The 23,616-nt window shown below is 41.7% G+C and carries 34 protein-coding genes and 1 pseudogene; 29 read left to right on the forward strand and 6 right to left on the reverse strand.

Going from position 1 to position 23,616, the window contains the following annotated elements:
• Positions 1 to 66 precede the first annotated feature (66 nt).
• The 4 genes from ACZ430_RS02930 to ACZ430_RS02945 are packed head-to-tail and all read left to right on the forward strand — an operon-like array spanning position 67 to position 1,602.
• Entirely contained in the window at positions 67 to 456 is a 390-nt protein-coding gene (locus ACZ430_RS02930; RefSeq protein ID WP_464910663.1) for a hypothetical protein, read from the forward strand.
• On the forward strand, positions 434 to 889 hold the full coding sequence (locus tag ACZ430_RS02935; protein WP_464910664.1) for a host-nuclease inhibitor Gam family protein: 456 nt from the start codon (positions 434 to 436) through the stop codon (positions 887 to 889). Before ACZ430_RS02930 ends, ACZ430_RS02935 begins: the two co-directional genes overlap by 23 nt.
• A 1-nt stretch (position 890) precedes the next feature.
• Positions 891 to 1,184 (forward strand): Mor transcription activator family protein, encoded by a 294-nt coding sequence (locus tag ACZ430_RS02940; protein WP_464910665.1) that lies wholly within the window; start codon positions 891 to 893, stop codon positions 1,182 to 1,184.
• The gene (locus tag ACZ430_RS02945; protein WP_464910666.1) at positions 1,162 to 1,602 is read left to right on the forward strand and encodes a phage virion morphogenesis protein; all 441 of its coding nucleotides are present in this window, start codon (positions 1,162 to 1,164) and stop codon (positions 1,600 to 1,602) included. The genes ACZ430_RS02940 and ACZ430_RS02945 overlap by 23 nt, the downstream gene beginning before the upstream one ends.
• Positions 1,603 to 2,090: 488 nt before the next feature.
• Here ACZ430_RS02945 and ACZ430_RS02950 read toward each other — a convergent pair.
• From ACZ430_RS02950 to ACZ430_RS02975, 6 genes and pseudogenes are all read right to left on the reverse strand, one after another.
• Positions 2,091 to 2,903: pseudogene (locus ACZ430_RS02950) on the reverse strand (phage head morphogenesis protein); the annotation flags it as partial.
• On the reverse strand, positions 2,887 to 4,374 hold the full coding sequence (locus tag ACZ430_RS02955; RefSeq protein WP_464910667.1) for a DUF935 domain-containing protein: 1,488 nt from the start codon (positions 4,372 to 4,374) through the stop codon (positions 2,887 to 2,889). The gene ACZ430_RS02955 and the pseudogene ACZ430_RS02950, both read right to left, overlap by 17 nt.
• An 8-nt stretch (positions 4,375 to 4,382) precedes the next feature.
• A complete protein-coding gene (locus tag ACZ430_RS02960) occupies positions 4,383 to 5,642 on the reverse strand; it encodes a terminase large subunit domain-containing protein (protein WP_464910668.1) in 1,260 nt (419 codons plus the stop codon).
• Positions 5,639 to 6,040 carry a hypothetical protein gene (locus ACZ430_RS02965; RefSeq protein ID WP_464910669.1) on the reverse strand — a complete coding sequence of 134 codons (402 nt, stop codon included), beginning with the start codon at positions 6,038 to 6,040 and terminating at the stop codon, positions 5,639 to 5,641. The genes ACZ430_RS02960 and ACZ430_RS02965 overlap by 4 nt, the downstream gene beginning before the upstream one ends.
• On the reverse strand, positions 6,033 to 6,278 hold the full coding sequence (locus tag ACZ430_RS02970; RefSeq protein ID WP_068861429.1) for a hypothetical protein: 246 nt from the start codon (positions 6,276 to 6,278) through the stop codon (positions 6,033 to 6,035). Before ACZ430_RS02970 ends, ACZ430_RS02965 begins: the two co-directional genes overlap by 8 nt.
• On the reverse strand, positions 6,275 to 6,541 hold the full coding sequence (locus ACZ430_RS02975) for a hypothetical protein (RefSeq protein ID WP_281321232.1): 267 nt from the start codon (positions 6,539 to 6,541) through the stop codon (positions 6,275 to 6,277). The genes ACZ430_RS02970 and ACZ430_RS02975 overlap by 4 nt, the downstream gene beginning before the upstream one ends.
• 123 nt (positions 6,542 to 6,664) lie before the next feature.
• Here ACZ430_RS02975 and ACZ430_RS02980 point away from each other — a divergent pair, with 123 nt between their 5' ends.
• The 25 genes from ACZ430_RS02980 to avd all read left to right on the forward strand — a co-directional run bounded on the left by ACZ430_RS02980 (position 6,665) and on the right by avd (position 23,367).
• Positions 6,665 to 7,780, forward strand: coding sequence for a hypothetical protein (locus ACZ430_RS02980; protein ID WP_068861427.1), 1,116 nt, complete (start codon positions 6,665 to 6,667; stop codon positions 7,778 to 7,780).
• Between the two features lie 13 nt (positions 7,781 to 7,793).
• Positions 7,794 to 8,930, forward strand: a complete 1,137-nt coding sequence (locus ACZ430_RS02985; RefSeq protein ID WP_464910670.1) for a major capsid protein — start codon at positions 7,794 to 7,796, stop codon at positions 8,928 to 8,930.
• 11 nt (positions 8,931 to 8,941) lie between these two features.
• Positions 8,942 to 9,106, forward strand: coding sequence for a hypothetical protein (locus ACZ430_RS02990; RefSeq protein WP_159426696.1), 165 nt, complete (start codon positions 8,942 to 8,944; stop codon positions 9,104 to 9,106).
• Positions 9,103 to 9,534, forward strand: coding sequence for a gp436 family protein (locus ACZ430_RS02995; RefSeq protein WP_068861425.1), 432 nt, complete (start codon positions 9,103 to 9,105; stop codon positions 9,532 to 9,534). Before ACZ430_RS02990 ends, ACZ430_RS02995 begins: the two co-directional genes overlap by 4 nt.
• Before the next feature lie 201 nt (positions 9,535 to 9,735).
• Complete coding sequence (locus tag ACZ430_RS03000; RefSeq protein WP_464910671.1) at positions 9,736 to 10,206, forward strand: hypothetical protein; 471 nt, start codon at positions 9,736 to 9,738, stop codon at positions 10,204 to 10,206.
• The gene (locus tag ACZ430_RS03005) at positions 10,203 to 10,655 is read left to right on the forward strand and encodes a lysozyme (protein ID WP_068861423.1); all 453 of its coding nucleotides are present in this window, start codon (positions 10,203 to 10,205) and stop codon (positions 10,653 to 10,655) included. Before ACZ430_RS03000 ends, ACZ430_RS03005 begins: the two co-directional genes overlap by 4 nt.
• Complete coding sequence (locus ACZ430_RS03010; protein ID WP_068861422.1) at positions 10,652 to 11,149, forward strand: Gp37 family protein; 498 nt, start codon at positions 10,652 to 10,654, stop codon at positions 11,147 to 11,149. The genes ACZ430_RS03005 and ACZ430_RS03010 overlap by 4 nt, the downstream gene beginning before the upstream one ends.
• On the forward strand, positions 11,142 to 11,354 hold the full coding sequence (locus tag ACZ430_RS03015) for a hypothetical protein (protein WP_068861421.1): 213 nt from the start codon (positions 11,142 to 11,144) through the stop codon (positions 11,352 to 11,354). The genes ACZ430_RS03010 and ACZ430_RS03015 overlap by 8 nt, the downstream gene beginning before the upstream one ends.
• On the forward strand, positions 11,344 to 12,594 hold the full coding sequence (locus ACZ430_RS03020) for a phage tail sheath subtilisin-like domain-containing protein (RefSeq protein ID WP_281321233.1): 1,251 nt from the start codon (positions 11,344 to 11,346) through the stop codon (positions 12,592 to 12,594). The genes ACZ430_RS03015 and ACZ430_RS03020 overlap by 11 nt, the downstream gene beginning before the upstream one ends.
• A 12-nt stretch (positions 12,595 to 12,606) precedes the next feature.
• Positions 12,607 to 13,128 (forward strand): phage major tail tube protein, encoded by a 522-nt coding sequence (locus ACZ430_RS03025; RefSeq protein WP_464910672.1) that lies wholly within the window; start codon positions 12,607 to 12,609, stop codon positions 13,126 to 13,128.
• A 1-nt stretch (position 13,129) separates the two neighbouring features.
• A complete protein-coding gene (locus ACZ430_RS03030; protein WP_068861775.1) occupies positions 13,130 to 13,378 on the forward strand; it encodes a hypothetical protein in 249 nt (82 codons plus the stop codon).
• A gap of 132 nt (positions 13,379 to 13,510) precedes the next feature.
• Positions 13,511 to 15,673, forward strand: coding sequence for a phage tail tape measure protein (locus tag ACZ430_RS03035; RefSeq protein WP_464910673.1), 2,163 nt, complete (start codon positions 13,511 to 13,513; stop codon positions 15,671 to 15,673).
• Positions 15,673 to 16,188, forward strand: a complete 516-nt coding sequence (locus ACZ430_RS03040) for a phage tail protein (protein ID WP_464910674.1) — start codon at positions 15,673 to 15,675, stop codon at positions 16,186 to 16,188. Before ACZ430_RS03035 ends, ACZ430_RS03040 begins: the two co-directional genes overlap by 1 nt.
• The gene (locus ACZ430_RS03045) at positions 16,185 to 16,397 is read left to right on the forward strand and encodes a tail protein X (protein ID WP_464910675.1); all 213 of its coding nucleotides are present in this window, start codon (positions 16,185 to 16,187) and stop codon (positions 16,395 to 16,397) included. Before ACZ430_RS03040 ends, ACZ430_RS03045 begins: the two co-directional genes overlap by 4 nt.
• Positions 16,385 to 17,368, forward strand: a complete 984-nt coding sequence (locus ACZ430_RS03050; RefSeq protein WP_464910676.1) for a phage late control D family protein — start codon at positions 16,385 to 16,387, stop codon at positions 17,366 to 17,368. The genes ACZ430_RS03045 and ACZ430_RS03050 overlap by 13 nt, the downstream gene beginning before the upstream one ends.
• Positions 17,361 to 17,933, forward strand: coding sequence for a phage baseplate assembly protein V (locus ACZ430_RS03055; protein WP_464910677.1), 573 nt, complete (start codon positions 17,361 to 17,363; stop codon positions 17,931 to 17,933). Before ACZ430_RS03050 ends, ACZ430_RS03055 begins: the two co-directional genes overlap by 8 nt.
• Positions 17,934 to 17,944: 11 nt before the next feature.
• Positions 17,945 to 18,274 carry a hypothetical protein gene (locus ACZ430_RS03060; RefSeq protein ID WP_068860577.1) on the forward strand — a complete coding sequence of 110 codons (330 nt, stop codon included), beginning with the start codon at positions 17,945 to 17,947 and terminating at the stop codon, positions 18,272 to 18,274.
• Positions 18,258 to 18,617 carry a GPW/gp25 family protein gene (locus ACZ430_RS03065; protein ID WP_464910678.1) on the forward strand — a complete coding sequence of 120 codons (360 nt, stop codon included), beginning with the start codon at positions 18,258 to 18,260 and terminating at the stop codon, positions 18,615 to 18,617. The genes ACZ430_RS03060 and ACZ430_RS03065 overlap by 17 nt, the downstream gene beginning before the upstream one ends.
• Positions 18,614 to 19,723 (forward strand): baseplate assembly protein, encoded by a 1,110-nt coding sequence (locus ACZ430_RS03070; protein ID WP_464910679.1) that lies wholly within the window; start codon positions 18,614 to 18,616, stop codon positions 19,721 to 19,723. The genes ACZ430_RS03065 and ACZ430_RS03070 overlap by 4 nt, the downstream gene beginning before the upstream one ends.
• A complete protein-coding gene (locus ACZ430_RS03075) occupies positions 19,716 to 20,333 on the forward strand; it encodes a phage tail protein I (protein ID WP_464910680.1) in 618 nt (205 codons plus the stop codon). Before ACZ430_RS03070 ends, ACZ430_RS03075 begins: the two co-directional genes overlap by 8 nt.
• A complete protein-coding gene (locus tag ACZ430_RS03080) occupies positions 20,326 to 21,237 on the forward strand; it encodes a phage tail-collar fiber domain-containing protein (RefSeq protein WP_464910681.1) in 912 nt (303 codons plus the stop codon). The genes ACZ430_RS03075 and ACZ430_RS03080 overlap by 8 nt, the downstream gene beginning before the upstream one ends.
• Positions 21,237 to 21,557: a hypothetical protein gene (locus tag ACZ430_RS03085; RefSeq protein ID WP_464910682.1), complete on the forward strand. Its 321-nt coding sequence runs from the start codon at positions 21,237 to 21,239 to the stop codon at positions 21,555 to 21,557. The genes ACZ430_RS03080 and ACZ430_RS03085 overlap by 1 nt, the downstream gene beginning before the upstream one ends.
• Positions 21,557 to 21,913, forward strand: a complete 357-nt coding sequence (locus ACZ430_RS03090; protein WP_464910683.1) for a hypothetical protein — start codon at positions 21,557 to 21,559, stop codon at positions 21,911 to 21,913. Before ACZ430_RS03085 ends, ACZ430_RS03090 begins: the two co-directional genes overlap by 1 nt.
• Before the next feature lie 9 nt (positions 21,914 to 21,922).
• Entirely contained in the window at positions 21,923 to 23,002 is a 1,080-nt protein-coding gene (locus ACZ430_RS03095) for a phage major tropism determinant (RefSeq protein WP_464910684.1), read from the forward strand.
• 29 nt (positions 23,003 to 23,031) lie between these two features.
• The gene (gene avd, locus ACZ430_RS03100) at positions 23,032 to 23,367 is read left to right on the forward strand and encodes a diversity-generating retroelement protein Avd (protein ID WP_464910685.1); all 336 of its coding nucleotides are present in this window, start codon (positions 23,032 to 23,034) and stop codon (positions 23,365 to 23,367) included.
• The last annotated feature ends 249 nt before the right edge of the window (positions 23,368 to 23,616 follow it).

The raw sequence follows: 23,616 nt of genomic DNA on the forward strand, positions 1-23,616 counted from the left end.
TTTTTGCACAATAACAAAAAAGCCTTGCAGAGTAATATCATTAATAAAATGTATATGGGAGGATATATGCAAGAAAAATATAAAAACAAAGTATTACAAATCTTAGTCCACCACATAGGAAAACCAAACAGCATAAGCATGTCTATGTTATACGAGCAAGTATTTGGCAAACCATGTGCAGACAAAGTAAATGAAGCAAGAATAATAAGAAAGATTGTGACGGATCTGAGAAAGGACGGAGCACCAATCTGTTCAGATACAGATAAAGAAGGTGGTGGATACTATCTGGCTTCAGCAGGAAGTGAACTTGAACAATACTGTATGAAGTTAAGAATTAGAGCACTAAAAATATTAAAGCTTGAGGCAACGCTCAGAAAAATGAGCTTGCCAGAGCTCATAGGACAGTTGAATATAAATATTGCAGGAGGGGAAAATGTCTACCACAAAGAAAGATGAAATAAAGAAGCAGGTAGAACGGTTTCTTGCCGAGCTCAAAATCAACAAACAAATGCTTAATGACATAGAAAGTCAATACAAAGAGGAAGTTGAGCCAATAAAAAACAAATATTATAAGCACATTGAATCAATAAAAAACGACATAAGACAGATAGAAGAATCTCTTCAAAAGTTTGCACTCAAAAACAAATATGAGCTTTTCAAAGGAGATGTTGCAGAGTTTGACAATGGGAGACTGATATATCAGCTTACAAAGCAAGTGAAGCGGGTTCGTGGCATGCTGGAGCGACTTGAGCAACTTGGTTGGACTGAGGCAATAATAATAGAGAAAAAAGTAAACTGGGATGAAATAAACAAATGGACAGATGAAAGGCTTATTGCAGCAGGAACAGAAAGAATAATAAAAGAAAATGTCCAGTATGAGCTTAAATAAAATGGATTGGTTAAAAGAACTTTCAGAACAAGAAATAGAAAGAGCACTATTTGGAGATCTGGCTATGCTATACACTGAATGTGGATTAGATGTACTGATTAAGCTTTGCGAAAAATTAACAGGGATGAATATATATATAAGCGCCAAACCAATTAATGTGGCACGAGCAATATATATAAAGAAACATTATAATGGTAAAAATTGCAAAGAGCTTGCAATAAAGCTTGGAGTGAGCGAAAGGTATGTGCACAAAGTAATAAAAAAGGCAAAAAATGATAAAAATAGAAATAGATGACAGCAAAATAAAAACAGAAATGGAGAAATTAATTCAGCGATGCAGAGACAGAAGAGCATTAATGAGGCAGATTGCAGGCATAATGCATAACGCTGTTGAGGAAAATTTTGCAGAGCAAGGACGACCGAGATGGAAACCATTAAGCAATAAAACCATAGCACAGAGGCAGAAAAAAGGATACTGGCCAGGTGCAATACTTCAGATGCGTGGACAGCTTGCAGCATCAATATCGCAGCACAGTGATAATGACTCTGCAATAGTTGGGACAAATAAAATATATGCAGCGATACATCAATTCGGGGGCAAGGCAGGCAGAGGAAGAAAGGTTACTATCCCGGCAAGGCCGTTTTTGAAGCTCACTGATGAGGATTTAGAGGATATTAAAAACGCTGTTAAAGAGTATTTAACAGGTGTTTAAAATGTGGTATAATTTATGTAGCAACAGGCCAGGCTGGCTGAACCTTTCGCAAAAGCGAAAGATGAGTTCATGGAGGTTGCCATCTCCACTGTTGCTTTTTATCTTAATCTTTTCATTTTCTTTCGTATTTGTCTATCAAAATCTTTTTCGTTTGTTTTGAATAAACTCAAAAAATAGTTTTCTAATCTATCAATAGTTCTTTTCAGGCTTGCTCTATATAATATGCCCTCCTTAAAGAAGTAGATAAGCCTTTCTTCTTTTTGCTGATATACTTCGCCATTCGCTATAATATCAGGGATTTTCTGATAATCCTCAATTGTTAAATCGGGGTGAGAGGAAAGCTGTTTTTTGAGCGTGTCAGAAGACAGAAGAACAACTTGACTTTTACTGCCAAGAACCTCTTTTTCTTCAGGTGAAAGCACTGCCACAGGGAAGTTGCCCTTGATCTTTCCTTCGTAGAATGCTTTGAAGTCTGGACCTGTCAGTCCTCCTTTTATCCACTGTTTTGCCACATCATATGGGTATTTATCAAGGTCTGGAAACCATGCAGACTTACCAGGATTATAGCTCCAGCCCACATCTGTGGGGATCTTCATGCCTGTTACAGGGTCATGATATACAGCAACAGGCTGAAGCTCGCCTGTTTTTTTGCTTACGAGCTCATCTTTCCATGTAATTTTGCCCTCTGCCGAGTCAACTGGAAGCCCTTTTCTGTCAATGTCTTTTTGGCTGAGTGCACGAACACGGCAACGACAATTGAACCCATTCGGTGGGTAATGGGTCTTCCAGAAGGGATCGTCATATCGGAAAATCTTGCCGTGCAATGCCCTGTGGGCTGGTCTTGTGCGAGAGTCAAGCACAGCAACATATTGCCAGTACGGATGGGTGTCGGTTGATTCCATCATTGTTTTGTATCTGCCAGCCATGTATGCAGTCTGCATATTTACATTAAAAATGGTTTTCAGCCTCCAGGGTGAGCCCTCAAGGAATCTTTCAACCCTGCCATCAGGATAGACTGCAAACTTATATCCCCACCACCCTTTTGCCTTCAGGCGTGGCTCAAGCTCCTTACGAAATTGCTCAAGACTGATGCCTTCATTAATGGCTTTCTGAACCATTTCCCTGATGTCCTGTAGAATGTCCATCCTCATAGCCTTTGCAACAGTGAAAGCCTTTGCATGGGCTTCCTGCCACATTTCCCACCAATCCCAGGTAAGCTTGTATCCTTTGGCTTTGAAATACTCTATTGCCTTCTCTGGAGGAAGTCCTATTGCGTATGCAAGATCAATACTTTCTGGCATTGAGCATTCCCCACAGCTCGCTAACAAAGATTGCCCTTGAAAGCATCTGCTCAATTGCAGATGTATCCATATCTGGATAAGTTTCTACGAGTTTTTCCATTATTTCCTCGTATGAAGTACCTTCTTTAATAAGTTCTATAATTGGTTTGAGCACTCCTTCCATCTGAGATTGTAGTTCTTCAGGAGATATAGATTCCATTGCATCGTCAATTGCCTGTTGATCAGGGAAAGGTGATTCTTTTTTTTCGGCAAACTCTGTTTTTGTGGTGTTTTGCTCTGAAACCTCAATATCTTCGTCTTCAAGGGCATACGCCTTTTGAAAGTATTGTTTGGTAAATCTGAGACCTGATTTTTCAAGGGAGTTGGAGATTTTTTCATCTCTCTCTGCAAGGTTTTTGTCTATATCTGATTCCTCATACATGGAAAAAACAGGCATCTCGCCATCTGAAAAATTTATTTCGTATATCCATTTGATTAGCTGATTTATCGCTTTTTCAATCATTTTTTTGTCGCTGTTGATGAGGTCTTTTCTTACCTCCATGTGCACCTGGGCTGCTGCATAAGAACCGCCTTGAACCTGTGTTGTGAGGTTTTGCCCAAGCAGCGCAATTGCAATCTCCTGATCGCAGTAATCAAGTAGCTCCCTGTATATTCCAGCCGATGCCGACTTGGCAGAAGCTTCAAGTACCTCAACAGAGGAATCATCCGGTACAACTGCAATTGCATCTTGAATCATTGCCTCAAGCATGTCGGCAAACCTGTCTGTTTCTTCTTTTGAGGTTCCGCGAGGATGCTTACCGATGAGAAAGGGCATGCCGTACTTTTCAGTGAACATAACCCAGAACTTAAGGCCGCCTTTTTTGAATGTTACGGGCCAGAAGCACTTGCTAAGAGCAGGCTTGCCATAGGGATTTTTATATGTGGCATTATGCTGCACAAGTAAAAATTTATGTTCTGGTACGGGTCCACCGTTCAGTTTCTCTTTTGTTCTGAGCATCAGGTTATTTTCTTCATCAAACACAAACCACTCCTGAGGCTTGCCAACGATACGGGCAGGAAGAATATAGGAGCCAACTTTTTCCCACACGACCTCACACACAGCATAGCCGAATAGCACAGCATCAAGCATCTCTGAGATTACTTGATATATGTCTATATTAGAGAAAACTTCTTTAATAATCCTTGCCTGTCGTGATTTTGCCTTGCCTTTGTCAATATCCCACTCAAGCGAGAGCACGCCTGCCTTTCTACTGCCTGCACATCCTGAAACACGTGCATCTGTAAGAAGTTCATGATATACGGTTATATCCTTGCCCTGTTTTTTTAGCACAGGGTCAGGATTTGGCAGATAAAAACCGAGCGAGTAAAAATCTATAGCCCCTTTTCTTGTGGCAATCTCTTCTGTGAGTGAGGCAGGTTTATCAGCAGCAAACCTAATAAAAGTCTTTTCGTCTATCCAGATACCTTTCATATTGCCTCCTAATATCCTCTTGTAAGTTCTAATGCCTGACGCCTTGAACGGCTAGCAATGTATGGCATCTCGGACGGTTTTGCTCCTGCATGTACAGCCAGAGCCAATGCCCAGAAATAGTCTCCATGCCCTTCAGATTCTGTTCTGTCTGCGTCATATCTTATATTGCCAGCTTCGGTGACATACTTTTTAATGCTGTGTATGTCTCTGATAAGCCCCTGATGGCTCATGATTTTGAGGGCATTTTTTTCAAAGAGCATTCTTGTATAGGTAACAAGGCTTTCTTTAACAGGCTGGGTGAATGTAACAGACTCAACAGTAGAGCCATATTTTCTCTGAAGCTCTTCTGCAAGTTGCATTCCAAGACCTGTTGAATCTATGCATATTCTATGTGGCTGATAAGTGTTTTTAAGCATCTCTATCTTAAGCCTTTGAGCCTCAAAGTTTTCTTTATACATTTCATCAATGTGCCTTACATAAAAGACATCGCCAAGTTTTTCAACGACCACGATAGCGGTGATGTCTCTTTTTCTTCCGATGTCAATGCCCATGTAAAATATTCCTCTCTTTATGCCATCCCAGCTGTCACACTCTGAGGATACGGCATTAAGGATCATCTCAAGCGGGAAGTAGCTGAATGCTTCGTCTATAAACTCACACTCAAACTCCTGAGCAAAGGCATCAGCATCCATTGTGCGTTTAAACATCTCTAAATCTATGTTTAAGCCCTCATTAATTGCATCATAAATTGTTACTTTGTGCTTGCTGAAGCCAAGCTGGGTAGCGTTCTCCCAGAGCTCATAGAATTTGCCCGATTTGCCAGCCGGGGTGGAGACCACACGCACGGAGTAGCCTTTAGAGATGATTGGAAGCATGGCAGTCCATATGGCTTTGCTGTCCTTGTGAAAGGCAAACTCATCAAGGAAGACATGACCGGAATATCCACGAACTGTCGTGGGAGAGGCAGGCAAAGCAACTATCTTAGAACGATTGGGAAGCATTATCTCTGAGCGGGACTCACGGATAAGCCTGAGATCTATAACTTTTTTAAATACATCAAGCAGAGAGGCAATCCTGTCCATGACTTCCATAGACTGCCTTTCGGTTGTTGAAAGGATCAGAATTGAACATCGTTTTTCAGTTGCAAATTTCAGTGCTTCAAAGCAAAGAGAAGTTGTCTTTCCAATCTGTCTTGCAGCAAGCCAGATTTTTAGCCTTGATTTATCTTTTATCCAGCGCTCCTGGTATGGATAAAGCTTGAAGCTCATGACTCACCGAATGCTTCGGAAAGAGCTTTCTTAAGGACTTCTTCAATATTGACCTGCTCTTTCTTTTCAGCTATTGCAGTTTCAAAGTCCTTTGCCTTCATGATGAGAGGCAGGATTCTTGCAAGTGCATACAGCCTTCCTGGGTCAACCTTTTCTCCTTTATCCCAGTCATCCATTATTGAGCGTGCGAGTTTCCTGGCAAAGACAAAAAGTTCTTCACTCAGGCTTTGCTTTTCCTTTAAAAACTGTGCTTTTTTTCTTTCCCAATCCCCTTCTTCTTTCCATAGCCTGACAGTTTTTTCCCCAAGCTTCAGTCGTGATGCAATCTCAGAGATTGTGCACTGTTCAACAACATAGAGGCGTTCAGCTTCGTTGAAATACAGATGTTTTTTAGCCATTTAGCTCTCTTTCCAGTTTTGCTATTTTTTCTTTAAGCTCTTTCATGTCAGAGATGCATTCATTCAGTCTCTGCATCATAATGAGAGCCTTTTCAGAGTCAATCAGCGTCATGTCTTCCTCGTATGGATTGAGCAGATTCCTGATTGCCACAAGTAACCCGCTTGCTTCAAGGTCTTTTTCCCTGTAGCGTTTCCTTGCATCTGCAAGGTAGCCTTTTAGCATTACTCTTTCGCTCATTTAACCATCTCCTTCTTAAGGGGACATTGCATCCCCGTGTCAATTTTATATTCAATCCTTGATACAGAGCTGACCATCCATTGCAGTGTCTCTAACTGTTGCTGCAGATATTCCTGCTGTGCTCTTTCTCTGTCCTCCATATTTTCAATGATTTGCATGAGAATTTTTGTCTGTGCCTTGTGATATATAAAAAACACGATAAAAATCAATGCAGGAAAGCCTACATATTTGACAAGCTCAATAAAAAATGGCAGTTCATTCATTGGACTCTCCTTTTTTCTTTTTAGAGTAGCTATTTTCTTCTGAGGCAATCTTTTGAACTGTTCAAAAGATTACGAGCATTTTCTTTATTTATGCTAAAGAAAATATCTGCGGGAGGTGAGATATTGCAGATAGAAGTATTCAGAGCAGGCACATGGACTGACTCAGCTGGAAACACCCGTACATGGACAGAGGAAGACCTTGACAAAATTGTTCAAAAATACAACTCACAGAAAGAGCACGAAGCTCCTGTTGTAATAGGGCATCCAAAAGACAATGCTCCGGCGTATGGCTGGGTGGAGCAACTTGAGAGACGTGGCAAAAGCATCTGGGCAAAGATAAGGCCAACAGTGCAGGAGTTTGTTGACTGGGTGCGTCAGGGGCTGTATAAAAAGGTCTCAATAAGTCTGTATCCTGATCTACTTCTCAGACATATCGGGTTTCTTGGTGCTACGCCGCCAGCTGTAAAAGGGCTTACGCCACCACAGTTTTCAGACTCTCAATATACCGAGTATGAACTAAACTTCAGGGACTGGACAGCTGACGACAGAGAAAAACTTGCAAAAGGACAGCTAAAGGGAGCATTTGCAGGACCAAATAGAAGCTTTCCAATAGCATCATGTGAAGATGTCTCTGATGCGTGGAAACTTGCAGGGCAGGCAGAAAATCCTGATCAGATTCGTAGAAACATCATAAAGATAGCAAAAAAATACGGCTGGGAGGACTGCCTCCCGGATACAGCCATACAATGGGCTAAAGAGCACAACATACAACTAAAGGAGGAGGATATGGAAGAAAAACTCAAAGAGCTGGAGGCTCAGCTCAAAGAAAAAGAGAGGCTACTTGCTGAGTTTGCTGAGAAAGACAAGGCAAAGGATGAAGAAATAGCAAGACTCAAAGCAGAGATTGAAAAGATTGAGAAGGAAAAGAGGCGCAATCAGTACGAATCATTTTGTGAGGAACTCATCCGTGAAGGAAAGATGCTTCCAGCATGGAAAACAAAAGTGATTGAACTGATGGAGATATTGCATGCAGTTGGAGAACATGAGTTTTCAGAAGGTAAAAAGCCTGCTGAGGTAGCATTCAAAGAGTTTCTCACATCAATGCCGAAGGTGATCAGCTTTGAGGAGATTGCAAAGAAAGACAAAACAGGCTCTAAATCAATATCAAGACAGGAATTTGAGGCAATGGACGCACAGGCCAAATATGAATATATAAAATCTGGCGGAATAATTTTATAAGGAGGAGGATAATATGGCTAATACACTAACAGGATTAATTCCAACAATCTACAAGGCTCTCGATGTTGTATCAAGGGAGCTGGTGGGGTTTATACCATCTGTTTTTCTGAATGCTGCAGCTGATCAGGTAAAAAAAGACCAGACAATTACATACCCTGTTACAAATGCTTATAGCGCATCAGATATAGTACCTGCGGCAACAGGACCTAATCCTGCTGCTACAACAGTTGGTACTGACTCAATGTCAATTACTAAGGTTCGTAGTGTCACATTCTACTGGGAAGGTGAAGAAATTAAAGGACTTAATACAGCTAATCTATATGAATCGCTTCTTCAGGCGCAATTTGCCCAGGCCATGCGGACGCTCGTAAATGAAGTTGAAGCAGACCTTGCTGCCTTATATATAAATGCCTCCCGTGCATACGGTACAGCAGGAACAACACCATTTGGAAACAACCTTGAAGATTTGGCACAGGTCAGGAAAATACTGGCTGACAACGGAGCACCAATGAGTGAACTTCAGCTCGTCATAGATACTACAGCGGGTGCAAAATTAAGAAGTCTCGGGCAACTCACAAAGGCAAATGAGGCAGGCTCAACAGACACGTTAAGGCGTGGGGTGCTTTTAGATGTCTTTGGATTTCAGATTAGAGAGTCTGCACAGGTAAAGACACACACTAAGGGAACAGGCAGCGGATATCTTGTAAATGCTCCAAGCGGGCTTCCAGCAGGAACCACAGTCATTCCTGTTGACACTGGCAGCGGAACAATACTTGCAGGAGACGTGGTAACATTTGGCAGCGATCCAACAAAGTATGTTGTAACCAGTGGTCTTTCCGGTGGAACATTTACCATTGCACCACCTGGTTTGCTCACAGCAGTTGCAGACAATACAGCAGTAAACATAGTAGGCAACCATACATGCAACATGGCATTTGCAAAATCAGCAATACATCTTCTCTGCAGAGTGCCAGCCATGCCGGCGGGAGGAGACGCTGCAGACGATGTCATAACTGTCACTGATCCTGTATCAGGTATCTCATTTCAGATTGCCTTATATCGCCAGTACAGGCGTATAGCCTATGAAGTGGGTCTTGCATGGGGAGTCAAGGCGGTGAAAAAAGAGCATATAGCTCTGCTTCTTGGGTAAGGAGGATAAAAATGGCTAAAAAGAGGGATGAAAATATTGATGAAGCTGAAAATCTTGCTGAAAAAAAGCTTGTAAAAATGATTCGTGATGGCGATGTAGAGCCAAAAACAGCAGATGTGCATCCTGACATGGTTGAAGACTATAAAAAGGGAGGCTGGAGGATAGCTGAACAATGAGCTACTGCACGCTTAACGATCTCATAAAAGCGATTCCTGAAGAAAATCTCATACAGCTTACTGATGACAATGGAATGGGGGTGATAGATGAAGAAAAGATAGATGAAGCCATAGCATATGCGGGGCAGCTGATAGACGGCTACTTGAGGGGCAGATACTCTGTCCCTCTTGACCCTGTTCCAGAGCTAATCAGAAGGCTTGCAGTTGACATGGCTGTATTTCATCTGTATTCAAGACGGTTTGAGCTTGAGATGCCACAGAGCATGATTGACAGGCGCAAAGAGATCATCAGACTTCTTGAGCAGATTCAGCAAGGCAAAGTTCAGCTTGGCATAGAAACAGATAAGTCGCCGGGTCAGGGATACTATCAGAGCAATAAAACTGAAGAGGACAGATTTTTCAATAAAACGCTTTTAGAGAGGTTTTAATTTGAAGGGGGATATCAGAGTATGGGTCAGGTAAAAAAAGAGGCTTATAAGCGATTCTACGAAGCGATTTTAAAAAGTGGACATTTTAAAGTTTTAAATGCCTTTTAAAGGGGGTTTAAGAGGGTATTAAATGGCATTTAAAAAATTGATAAAAAATATTATGTTAAATTTTTTTGTCAGTGACAATGAAGGAGATTTGATATGATACTCGGTACAATTCTGGGGCTGTTAGGGGCAATAATCCCTGAAGGAATTAAGATTTTCAAAGAACGACAGGACCATAAGCATGAAAAAGAGATGCTTGAGCTTCAGATGCAGTACCAGCGAGAGATGATTGAGGCTCGCATTCAGGAAGCAAGGGCTTTAGCAACGCTGGAGCTTGACAAAGAGGCATATCGCTATGCACCAACAGATGTGAAGCCAACCGGTAATTTCTGGATAGACCTTTTGCAGGTTATAGGTGCATTTTACAATCAGACAGTGAGGCCTACTCTCACATACTTAGTCATAGCTTGCTGGCTTATGGTCAAATATGCAAGCTGGCAGATAGCAGGAGGCAATCTTGAGGTGCTCCCTCAGATATGGACAGAGGCAGACAATGAATTCGTTGCAGCAGTGGTCATGTTCTGGTTTGGTGGTAGAGCGTTCAGCAGGACTTTCAAAAGAATATGACTGAAAGAGGCATTGAGCTCATAAAACGCTTTGAGGGCTATAGCCCTACAGTATATCTCTGCCCTGCAGGGTATCTAACTATTGGGTACGGCCATGTGGTCAGGCCAGAGGAGAGGGAAATGTTTGCGAAGGGAATTACAATGGAGCAGGCAGAGGAGCTCCTCAGACAGGATCTCTCAAAATACGAGAAGGCAGTTATCTCACTCCTTCAGCCTGTAGCCTTCAGCCTTCAGCCTCAACAGATAGATGCCTTAACAAGTTTTGCATACAATGTTGGACTTTATGCTCTGAAAGCATCCACGCTGAGAAGAAAGATTTTAAGAGGTGATCTTCTTGATGCAGCGGATGAATTCCTCAAATGGGTCTATGCAGGTGGCAGGAAACTTCAGGGGCTTGTGAGGAGAAGACAGGCAGAGCGAGAGCTATATCTTGAAGGGGTTTTGCAATGACCATAGCAGATATTGAGCAGGCAATAATTGACAGGCTCAAAACAAAGATACAGGGGCTTGAAATCACAGGCTTTCCAGAAAAGCCGAAAGAATACAGGCTTCTACATCCAAAAGGAGCCTTGCTCGTGAGTTATGCGGGCTCAACATTTTCAGAGCCCCAAAGTGTGAATGCGATTGTCCAGGAAAGAAAGATGGAGTTTGATATCACAGTTGCCATGAGACATCTACGGACACACGAAGGAGCATATGCATATCTTGACGCAGTGAGGATTGCGCTGACGGGATATAGAATCACAGGCTGCTCAAAGATGTATCCAGTGAAGGAACAATTTCTTTCAGAGGACAATGGGATATGGCAGTACAGCATTACATTCACTCTGACAGCTCCTGCAGTTGAGCCAACAGAGAAAGAAACAACTGTACTTTTAAGAAAAATAACAGCAACAGATGATTATGATACAACGATAATAAAAAAGGAGGGCTATGATGGCTAAGTATGTGTATCAGGGTCCGCCATCGGGAGTAACACTGAACGATGGCAAAGAGGCTTTGCTTTTCCCCGGTGCTGAGATAGAGCTTCCAGAGGAAAATGATTATGTGAAAACGCTGATAGCAATTGGATACCTGAAAGAGGTAGCAGAGAAAAACGAAATAAAACAGTTTAAAGGTAAAAAGGAGGTAAAAGAAGATGCCAGCTAATTTCTTGCATGGTGTTGAAACAATTGAGATTGAAAAAGGTGCAAGACCTATAAGGGCGGTAAAAACAGCAGTGATAGGTCTTGTTGGAACTGCTCCAATACAGGATGTTGAGAGCGATTACAGAACTGTAAATAGACCAGTTTTAATATTGAATGATAGGGATGCGGCAAAATACTTTGGCACTCAGAAAACAGGCTACACAATCCCGCAGGCACTGGATGCAATATTTGATCAGGGAAGCGGTATTGTCATAGTGGTAAACGTATTTAATCCTGATGTGCATAAAAATGCACAAAATGAGCCAGATCCTTCGCAGGTAACAGTATCTGATATTATAGGCGGGACTGATGCTTCAGGCAATAGGACCGGCATGCAGGCATTCAAAGACTGCTACAATCTCTTTGGCTTCTTCCCGAAGATTCTCATTGCACCTGTCTATTGCACACAGGTAAGTGTAGCAACAGAGCTGAATGTTATGGCAGGAGCAATTAGGGCAGTAGCAATAGTTGATGCCCCAGCAGGAACAACATTTCAGCAGGCAATAGCTGGAAGAGGTCCAAATGGTTCAATCAACTTCAACTTTTCATCTGAAAGGATGATACTCTGCTACCCGCACCTGAAAGTCTATGATCCAGCAACTGACACAGAAAGGCTTGAGCCATACAGCCAGAGGCTTGCAGGAGTGATAGCAGCAAAGGACATTGAAAAAGGCTATTGGTGGAGCCCATCCAATACAGAGATAAAGGGTATTACAGGAGTTGAGAGAAATCTCTCAGCAATGATCAATGATCCGAACTCAGAAGTAAACCTGCTCAACGAAGCGGGCATTGTTACGGTATTCAACTCCTTTGGTACAGGGCTGAGGACGTGGGGAAACCGCTCAGCTGCGTGGCCAAGTGTAACGCATCCAAAGAACTTCATCAACGTGCGCAGAACAGCAGATGTGCTTCATGAAAGCATTGAATACAGCATGCTTCAGTTCATAGACTTTCCAATAAATGATGCATTGATTGATGCCATCTGCGAAAGCGTAAACATGTTCATTAGAACACTCATAGCAAGAGGAGCTCTGATAGATGGCAGATGCTGGTTTGACAAGGCAAAGAATCCATATACAGAGATTGCACTTGGGCATCTCACTTTTGATATTGAATTCATGCCACCAACTCCGGCTGAAAGAATTACATTTGAAAGCTTTATAAACATTGAGCTTCTTAAGAAGCTTGGGGGAAGTCAATAAGGGAGGTAAGAGATGAGCAAGCTTCAGGTAAATAAGCTATACAATGCAAATGTGTATGTAAACGGCATAAGTTTTCTTGGCAGAGCCGAAGAGGTTACACTGCCACAGGTCAAGGCAAAGATGGTTGAACACAAGGGGCTTGGAATGTTTGGCGTAATAGAGACCGCAGCAGGCATTGAAAAGATGGATGCTAAAATCAAATGGGGAAGCCTATATCCAGAGGTTTTAACAGAGGCTGCAAACCCATATAAGGCTGTCTCAATTCAGGTAAGGGCATCCCTTGAAACACATGACTCAACTGGCAGGGTTGATGAGGTTCCTGTAGTTGTGTTTATGACAGCACAATTTAGAAATTTTCCCGGTCTTGGATTCAAACACCAGGACAATGTAGAGGTTGAGACAGAGCTAAGCGTGAGCTACTACAAACTTCAGGTTGACGGCAAAGACATCATTGAAGCAGATGCCTTTGCAAACATCTGGAAAGTGGAAGGTGAAGACATTCTCGCTACATACAAAGCGAACTTAGGAGCATAAGATGAAAGAGATAAAACTTCCAAGTGGTAAAAAAGCAAAAATCAGGGAAGGCAAAGGTAAGGATCTACTTAATGCATGGAGAAAGGCAAAAAACAATGATGAAATAGTTTTTGCCCTTATTGCAGAGCTTGTTGAGATTGATGGCAAAAAAGTAATCTATGAGGATTTGCTCGAGATGGACCTAAAAGATGTGCTTGCAATTCAGGCTGAGGTTGTAGGGGATTTTTTATCCCTACAACAGGGCATATAATTTTTCTGATCAAGACAACAGGAATGACGCTTGCAGAAATAAAAAAAATGAGCATTGAAGAGATTGCTTTCTGGATAGAGGAGGCAAAAAAATATGAACAGCAGAGAGCTGAAGCAATAGAGGAGATTTTAAATGGATAAAACACTCCAGATAGGGTTAATTCTGGTTGCCTATGACAAGATGACAAAAGTCTTAAAGGCTGCCACAGGAGAAGCTATTGAGTCTTTCAGTAGGCTTCAGGAAAAGATCAAACAGACATCAGAAAAGCTCGCTATGGTTGGAACAGCCTCATATTTTGCAGGCTCTCAAATTTTATACAGCATGAAAAAACCGATTGATGCTTTTATGGAGCTTGAAGATGCTTCTACCCAGCTTAAAGTCACACTTATGAAAGATACAGGAGAAATCTCAGAAAAATTTGAAGAGATAAACAAAATTGCTGCAAAACTTGGAGCTGAACTACCAGGAACAACCTCTGACTTCTACAGGATGGCATCATATATGAAAGCACTTGGAATTACAGAGGAATCAATTGCAGGCGGAGCTCTTGAAGCAGCTGCAAAGCTCGGTGCAGTGCTAAAGCCCTTTGGGGTTACATACGAAGAGGCTGCCATATCAGTGGCAAAATTTAAAGAATCACTTGGCATTGCAGATAAAGAGTTAATCTCATTTATGGATATTATTCAGAGAGTTGCACATCAGGGCGTTAAACTTGAGGAGATGAGATACGTCTTTGCAGACCTTGCAGGAACACTTCAGCCTCTCGGGATTCAAGGGCTTGAAGCATCAAAAAGCATAACTTCTCTTGTTGCGATGCTTATAAAGACAGGAAGAACAGGGATGGAAGTTGGAAATGCAATCTCGGACATGATAAGACAGAGCATGGATATAGAGCGTGTTTCAAAGGCAAATCAAATGCTATCGCAGTTTGGAATACAGCTTAATTTTGTAGATGAACAGACAGGCAAATTCAAAGGCATTGAGAATCTGATTGTTCAGCTTGACAAACTCAAAGAGCTTCCAGATGCGGTCAGAATGGAAGTATTCAAGGCGATATTCGGCGCTGGCTCTGCAATGGCTGTGGCAAACATTATTGCGACAAAAGGCATAGAAGGCTACAACCAAATGATTGACAGGATGAAAGAGCAGGCAAGCTTAAACAAAAGAGTTGAGGAATCTCTTGGCACACTCAGAAACATGTGGGAAGCATTTACAGGGACATTTCAGAACGCACTTGCTGCAATCGGCAAAGGGGCCGCTCCATTGCTAAAGTGGCTTGCAAATACACTAAACAACATCTCAGAGGCGATAGGAAACTTTGCAGAAAAGCATAAAACCCTTACCACAATAATATCATCAGGAGCTGTAATTCTTGGTGGAGCATTGATGGTATTCGGCTCTCTGGGGATAGCGCTGTCGGTAGTATTGAGGCTTTCAGGCGCAGCGATAAAAGGTTTCATGATATTTGGCAGTCTTGCAAAGGCAGTAGCGCCGATATTGATATCTTCATTAAAAGCAATCACCGTTGCTTTCAGAGTTTTCAGCGTGACTGCAATTGCAGGGCTTAGGGCTGTAGCAGTTGCCATGCTTACAAATCCAATTGGGTGGATACTGCTTGGTATTACTGCTCTTGTTGCAGCTGGATATCTGCTTTATAGAAATTGGGATAAGGTATCAAAAGCCTTATCTTCAGCGTGGAACTGGCTCAGAGAAAACTGGAAAAAGCTTTTGCAAGTCTTTATGTGGGTCAATCCTATAACAATGCCCATTATGGCTTTAAACAAGCTTGTTAAGTATGTTTTTGGTATAGACTTATTCAGCGCAGGCAAAAAGATCATAGAAACGCTCTGGAAAGGCATTCAGTCTGTGGCAATGAAACCTGTTGAGGCTGTAAAGAACATCGTGCAGAAGATAAGAAACTTTCTGCCTTTCAGCCCTGCAAAAGAAGGACCATTCAAAGACCTGCATAAAATCAGGCTAATAGAGACAATAGCTGAAGGGATGAAAGCATCACCGCTTGTAGTTGCAATGAAGCAGGTACTTGAACCAGTGAAAGCAGTAATGCAGCCACTCATTCAACCTGTAAAGCAAGTGCTTGAACCAGTGAAAGCTACAGGCACAGCTCAAGCAGTAAGAGCATCAAACATTACAGTAAACTACTCACCGAGCATAAACATCTCTGGAGCAGTAGCTCAAGCAAAAGAGGATCTCATGGCAATGCTCAGACAGCATCAGGCAGAGCTTCTCAAGCTTATTCAGGATGCACAGGCTAAAGCCCAGAGGGTGGCATACTGATGGCAAGATATGCATGGCTTGGAGATATACAGCTTGACCTGATCACCTACTTTGACAGCCTTGAGTCCACATCAAGGGTCAATTATGCAGAGCATGAAGTCATAGAAGGAAAACCAAGACTGCAGTACATTGGTGAGGCTCTGGATGAGATCACCATAAAAATTTCACTTCATACAGGCTTCTGCAAGCCCGAAGAGGAGTTAAAAAAAATCAAAGAAGCAATGAAGAAATACGAACCGCTTGATTTCATCTTTGCAAGCGGTGCTTATAAAGGCAAGTATGTGATAGAGGAGATCACATCTACAGTTATACAGACATTTGAAGATGGCACAGTGCAGGCAATAGAGGCAACGCTAAAGCTCAAAGAGTGGGTTCAGGATAGGCCGCTCGAATACAAAAAAGAAGCAAAAAAGAAAGCACAACAGAAAAAGAAAACAGTAAAGAAAACAGAATTCACAACTGTTACAGAAAAAAACAAGGAAGGCATTGAATTTAAAAAAATAGTTAGGCAATGAATCAGTATATAGAATACATAACAAAAGAAGGAGATCGCTGGGATTTGATAGCATACGACTTTTACGGAGACGCAACCATGTATGAACCAATCATAGTTGCCAATCCCGATGTACCAATTTATCCAGTGCTACCATCTGGCATAAAACTTAAAATTCCTGTGATAGAGATAAAAGACACGATTGAGGAGCTCCCACCGTGGAAAAGGTAAGAAAGCCTCTATTTTTCATAGAGTATGAGAAAAAAGATATAACAGCATACATAACACCATATGCGCTTTCAGTCACATACACAGACTATGTGCACGGCAAATCTGATGAGATAGAGATACAGCTTGAAGACAGAGAGCACCTCTGGAAGTCATCGTGGTATCCACAGAAGGGCGACCTTATCGCGCTTAAAATAGGCTACGAAGGGGAAAAGTTGCTTCCATGCGGAAGCTTTGAGATAGACGAAATTGAGCTTTCAGCGCCACCAGACGTGGTGAGCCTTAAAGGGCTTGCAACAAATATTAAAAAAGCGCTAAGACAGGCAAACACAAAAGCATACGAGAACAAAACACTCAAGCAGATTGCAGAAGAGATAGCCAAAAAGCATGGATACGAGCTCGTAGGAGAAATAAAAGACATAAAAATCAAAAGAATCACACAGAAACAGGAGCGAGGCGTAGCATTTTTAAAAAGACTTGCGGAAGACTACGGCTATGTATTCAAAATTACTGATGGGAAGCTGGTTTTCTATGAGATTGAAGCTCTTGAGTCTCAGAGCGTGGTGTATATCATAGACAGAAAAGACATGATTTCATTCAGTTTTAGAGATAAGACTTATGAACTATATAAAGCCTGTGAGGTTCAGTATCATGATCCAAAAACAAAAAAAGTTATTACTCATACAGTTAATGCAGATGGCGTTACAAAGGGAGATACTCTTAAGATCAATGAAAGAGTTGAGAATAAAGAGCAGGCTATTGCAAAAGCAAAGGCACATCTTAAGGCAAAAAACAAAATGCAGACAGAGGGAAGCATTGTCATAATTGGAAATCCAAAACTTGTAGCAGGCTCAAACATAGAAATTACAGGGTTATACATACTCAACGGCAAATATCACATTGAATCGGCGAAACATACAATCTCAAGAATGGACGGATACAAAACAGAGCTGGAGGTAAGAAGAGTTGCTTAGGTTCGGCGTTGTTGTTGGGGTTGACGAATCAAGAGGTATGGTGAGAGTACAGTATACAGACATGGATGGAGAGGTTTCATACTGGCTTGCAGTGCTCAAGCAAAAGACATTGAAAGACAAGGTATACTGGATGCCCGATGTAGGCGAGCATGTTGCGGTGCTGATTGATGAAAATGCTGAAGAAGGCGTTGTTCTTGGAGCAATATATTCTTCAGCTGATTCTGTCCCGGTCAGCAACAAAGACAAATGCCACATCAAATTTGAAGATGGCACCTGGATTGAGTACGACAGGGCAAAGCACAAACTCAGAGCAGAAATACAAGGAGATATTGACGTAAAAGCAACAGGAAGATGCGATCTGGATTGTCAGAGCCAAATATATATCAAGAGTGCCAGCAATATCACGATTCAGGCACCTACAATAAATATGAAGGGTGGCTCACCTGCTGAAGGCTGGTTTGAGGGTAATTTCAGGCTAATAGGCAATCTCGAAGTGCAAGGAAATATATATGTTACAGGGTCAATTATTGACGAGGGTGGCAACACCAATCATCACAGCCATTAGGGAGGGTAAATATGTTAGAGAAAATGCTGAAACTATGGAACAATAAAATTAATCCTTTAGGAAACTTTGATGATGGTTTACCATCTCAGTATCGCTCAATAAAAGGTTTTATTTATTGGTACTTTATCCGCAACCCATTCCATAATTTTTGTGCCTATTGGATAGGCTTTAGAGGGAAAAATATTGATTATTCTCAAATTTGGAACAAAAAACAAAAATGGAATTTAGTGTTACCATTTTTTTCCTTTAAAGGTAATCATTGGGAAATGTATATTGGCTGGAGGCCTGATTCAAAAATGTTTGGTATATCTATCCGGAGAAAAGATGAAAACAATAGATAACATAGAAAGCGTAGATTTTCAGCCAAAACTCGGAGAGATTGGCGAGGTTGTTGAAAATATTGAAGACATCAACCAGTGCATCAGGATCATCCTTTCAACCCCAAAGCGAAGTGACCCACATCGCCCTGAGTTTGGTTCAGACATATGGAAATATATTGACTATCCAGTGAATGAGGCAATCCCGAATATAATTCGTGAGGCAATAGATGCAGTCAACACATGGGAGCCCCGTGTGGAGATTAAAAGCATTCGTGCAAAAGTGGAGCAGGCAAATGTAATTTTACAGATTGAATGGGTGCTTAAGGGCTCAGAAGAGCCTACTTTACTGGAGGTGATAGTATGAGTTTGCCAGAGCCAGAATTTATAGAGCGTGATGCAGAAAAAGTTACAAGAGAGCTAATCTCTTTGTATGAGCAACTTACTGGCAAAACCCTTTATCCAGCCCAGATAGAGCGTCTTATCATTGATCTGATTGCTTATAGAGAAATGCTTATTCGTATTGGTATACAGGAGGCTGCAAAACAGAATCTATTGGCATTTGCACGCTATCCAATGCTTGATTATCTCGGCGAACTGCTCGGTGTGACAAGGCTTCCTGCACAGCCAGCAAGGACAACACTTAGATTTACACTCACTGAGGCACTCTCATTTGACCTTCTAATCCCTGAAGGGACACAGGTTGAAACAAAGGACGGCAAATATATATTTGAGACAGACAGAGACCTCACAATCACGGCAGGGCAAACATATGGAGATGTAACAGCAACATGCACCGTAGCAGGCACAGGCGCAAACGGATATATGCGAGGAGATGTCAATACGCCAGTATCTACGCTTCCATACATTGGGAAAGTTGAAAACATCTCAGTCACCTATGGGGGGGTAGACAGGGAGGATGATGAAAGATTGAGACAGAGAATCAGGGAAGCTCCAGAGAAGTTTTCAGTCGCTGGTCCAAAACTCGCATATCGTTTCTGGGCAATGACAGCTCATCAGGACATCGTAGATGTGGCTGTAGTATCTCCATCACCTGGAGTTGTGAATATATATCCTCTTATGAAGGATGGCAACCCATCAAATGAAATACTTGAGCTTGTATCTCAGGGACTCAATCATGAAAGGGTGCGCCCTCTAACTGATTACGTTCAGGTGCTTACACCTACACGGGTAGATTTTTCAATAGATGCAAGGCTTACGCTATACATAAATACAGATTCTGGAATTGTTCAAAAGATTTGTGAAGAAAAAATCAAGCAATATATAGCTAATATGAAATCAAAGCTTGGCATGGACATAGTGAGAACACAGATTATAGCACTTTTAAACAGCGTTTCAGGGGTATATAAATGCGATTTAATAGCTCCAGAGCAGGACAGAACTCTTGCAGAAAACGAATGGGCAAACTGCACAGGATATACACTAACCATAGTGGGGTCAGTAGATGGCTGATAAAAGACTTATTCCAGCAGGCATAAAAGATTTAAGCGCAGAGGCGTTCAATGAACTCATAGATAGACTTGGCAGCATAGACCTCACGCCTCTTCTTATCTATATTATTGACCATGTAGACTCCTCAGCCCTTCCCCACCTCGCCTGGCAATTCCATATTGAAGGCTGGGAGCTTGCAGAGACAGATAAAGAAAAGCGTACACTGATTAAGCGTGCAATTGAGTTGCATCGCTACAAAGGCACACCCTGGGCGGTGAAAGAGGCAATCAAGGCTTGTGGGTATGAAGCAGATATTTCAGAGTGGTTTCAATACGATGGACAACCCTATATGTTTAGGGTCTATATTCAAAAGCCTGTTCAGAGTGAAGACACATATACAAAGCTCCTCAGGCATATATACGACTACAAAAACGAACGAAGCTGGCTTGACAGCATCGGCACACATCACAGCCATGAGGGAAAGCTGTATGCAGGCTCTACAGTGTGGCTTGGCAGTAGATACATCATTCAACCAAACATGCCAGAAGTAAATGTAAGCCCTGCGCAGGCTCATGAAGGATTTTATTATCGCATGGGCAACTATATGATGATAGGAGCAGCAAATGGCTAACTTTTCGGGGACAATCATAACAAATAAAGGGCTTAACCTGCTTGCAAAGGCATTACAGGGCACACGACTAACATTTACTCGTCTTGCACTTGGTGATGGAGTCTGGCCTACGCCGCATGCTCCAGAACAGATGGAGGCACTTGTATCAGAGAAAAAGAGTATTCAGATACAAGGCATAGAAATCACAGGCAACGGCACAGCACGAATCAGGGCAGTGCTTTTGAACAACGAGATCCAGACTGGATTTTTTGCCCGTGAGCTTGGCATCTTTGCCCAAGACACTGAGCTTGGAGAGATACTCTATGCAGTAAGTTATGCTGGTGAGCAAGCAGATTATATCCCAGCGGGTGGAAATATTGTTCTTGAAAGCATTATAGATGTATTTGTTATTGTCTCCACCGCAGAGCATATCTCTGCATGGATAAATGATACTGTAGTAATTGCAACCAAAAAAGATATTGCAGAGCATAACGAATCTCAATCTTCTCATCAGGATATCAGACAGCAATTAAACACGCACCGCAATTCTCCTGATGAACACAATATCCCTCAGCAAATACAGTATGCCATTACGAATCATGAACATGCTCAATACGCAAAGAAATATTTGCATGCCCAATCATCTGCAAGCACCGAATGGGATATTTTACATAATCTTGGTGTCACATATCCTGTTGTGCGAACATATTCTGAAGACACAGAGCAGGTGAACATGGATGGATTTTGTGGAGCTGGAATATATTGTGGACAGGAGAATGTATATTGTGGTGGCGGAGCAACTGTGCAGGCTATTGTGTTGACAGATATTCCGTATTCGGAAATAGTAATCATTTCTCAAAATAGACTGCGTGTGCGATTTAGCACAGCACAGCAAGGAAAAGCGATTATATTAGGAGGTGTATAATGAAAGGGATGCCCAAATGGTTGAATTCAAAAGAAGATGTATTTAATTGTATGGAACTTGCTATAGAAGGGCAATTGGATAAGAGAGAGTTGAAAAAGAAACTGCAAGACCTATTGAGTGATGAAAAAGTATATAAGTTTTCTAAGATTGTAAATGAAGGATACACTTCTGCAGCAAATGAAAGAGTTTGCGAAGTAAAAAAAGAAGATGGCTCTGTTGAGTATCATTGTTATGTATTGCAGGATAATCCTGATGCTCGTTATGTCCAGATGGGATTCAGTAAAGAGGAAATACAAAGCTTGATTAGAGAATTAGAGTGATGGATATTGTAAAATTTTTGAAAAAAAATAAAATTATCTGGGCAATATTTGGGAATGACGATGACCCCTATCCACCCAGTTGGTTTATGAAAGAACGCAGTGAGTGGTTAAGGCAGCTTATATGGTATTGCAGAAATCCATTGCATAACTTTTTCTGGAATATAATAGGATTTCGGAAATATCCTCTCGATTACAGCCAGATATGGAATCAAAAACAGAGGTGGAATCTTGTATTACCATTCTTTTCGTATAGAGTTTCGTATAGAGGGAAAAAAGTTGAATTCTATCTGGGCTGGCGTCCAGATAGAAAAGCTTTGGGTTTTGCTTTCAGAATAAAAAAATATAAGGAGGAATAAAATAAAAATATGGCACTTTTATGGCAAGATTCATCAGCATATCCATTAAACGCATCATTTTTAAGCCGACCTCACGATGTCCGTGCAGGCGGTGGAGACCATTACCTTGAGCCTAACTCTCAGCTAAATGGAGTGAAGTTGCTTGCAAGAACTATTATCCCTTTGTTCAACGGCACCGTCTGGAAAGTATATGAATTTACAAGCGATGTCAATATCACAACTCTTGACACTGGTAGTTTTCAGTTTGGTAAAGATTATTATGTGTATTTATGCGATAATGGTAGCGCAAGCGGATTATTATTACTCTCATTAAACTCAACTGCACCTTCTGGATTCAATGCTAACAATAGCAGAAAAATTGGTGGGTTTCATTTTGGGAGAAAAAGAAACTCTATGACAGCATCAGATGTAACAAACAATGTAGTTGTGCCAAATAGTGTATGGGATTTAGTCCATAGACCGAAATGCTCACCAGAAGGCATGGTTTATATTGGAGCTGGTGTGTGGGTAGATATATATCTTGTAAGTGTAAACGAAGCAATAACTTTCTCAGCTGGAAATGGATCGCCACTACTTACAGGGACTGGGAAGTCAACATACAACAGCACACCGCTGACAGGAACAGAAGGGTTAAACGGCTACAATTTTATTGAACTTGCCCATAGAACTGGTAAAAGACTGCTTACATATGCAGAATGGCTCAGAGCCGCATATGGGAGTCCTCAAGGAAACAGTAGCGATAACCTGAATGCATGGACAGCTACATCTAACACTCAAAGACAAAGCACAGGATATGTTGAAAGAGCTGTTTCTCTTATGAACTGTATAGACTGTGTTGGTAATGTGTGGGAATGGCTTGATGAATTTAGTATCAGGCAAGATAGCACATCGTGGGCATGGAGAAATCCTATGAGCGGACAAGGAGTTGGACAACTGTATCTGCCAAATGATTACGGTTTAGTTCAATTTGTTTGCGGCGGCAATTGGCACGATGGCGCTTATGCTGGCTCTCGCGCGGTGGCCCTGAACAACTACCCCTGGGACGTGGACCCGATCATTGGCTCTCGCTTTGCCTGTGACTCGTTGTAAATCTGAATTCTGCTTTCTGGAGTTCTGTTTTGGAGAATTTGAAATTATATCAAAAATTATATGACTTTGCGATTTATTTATTCCCAATAATAGACAGATTCCCGAAATTTGAGAAATTTGCATTATGTTCGCAGCTTAAAAATAGCGTGCTTGATGCAATTAGATTAACAGTTAAGGCAAATAAGGTTTATAATAAAAAGCCTGTTATGTATGAGATTGATGTTAAAATTGAAGAGATAAAATTTCTTCTCAGATTCTCACACGAGAAAAGATATTTATCACATAAATCATATAGCCATAGCTGTGAAAGGCTAATAGAAATTGGGAAAATTCTCGGCGGATGGATTAAAAGCATTCAGGGCTAAGGATATTTGCGGCGGCAATTGGAACGATGGCGCTTATGCTGGCTCTCGCACGGTGAACCTGAACAACTACCCCTGGAACGTGAACCCGAACATTGGCTCTCGCTTTGCCTGTGACTTCAACTATATACAGAGACACAGCTTTACGGAGCTATGTCCATTCCTTTGTGAAGTCAGATCCTTAGTCCTTCCCTTATTGGGAAAAGATATACAAACCCCTGCGGTGAGTAAGCAAATGCTGAAAATGGCGGG

It is taken from the genome of Thermodesulfovibrio sp. TK500a, assembly GCF_055381765.1.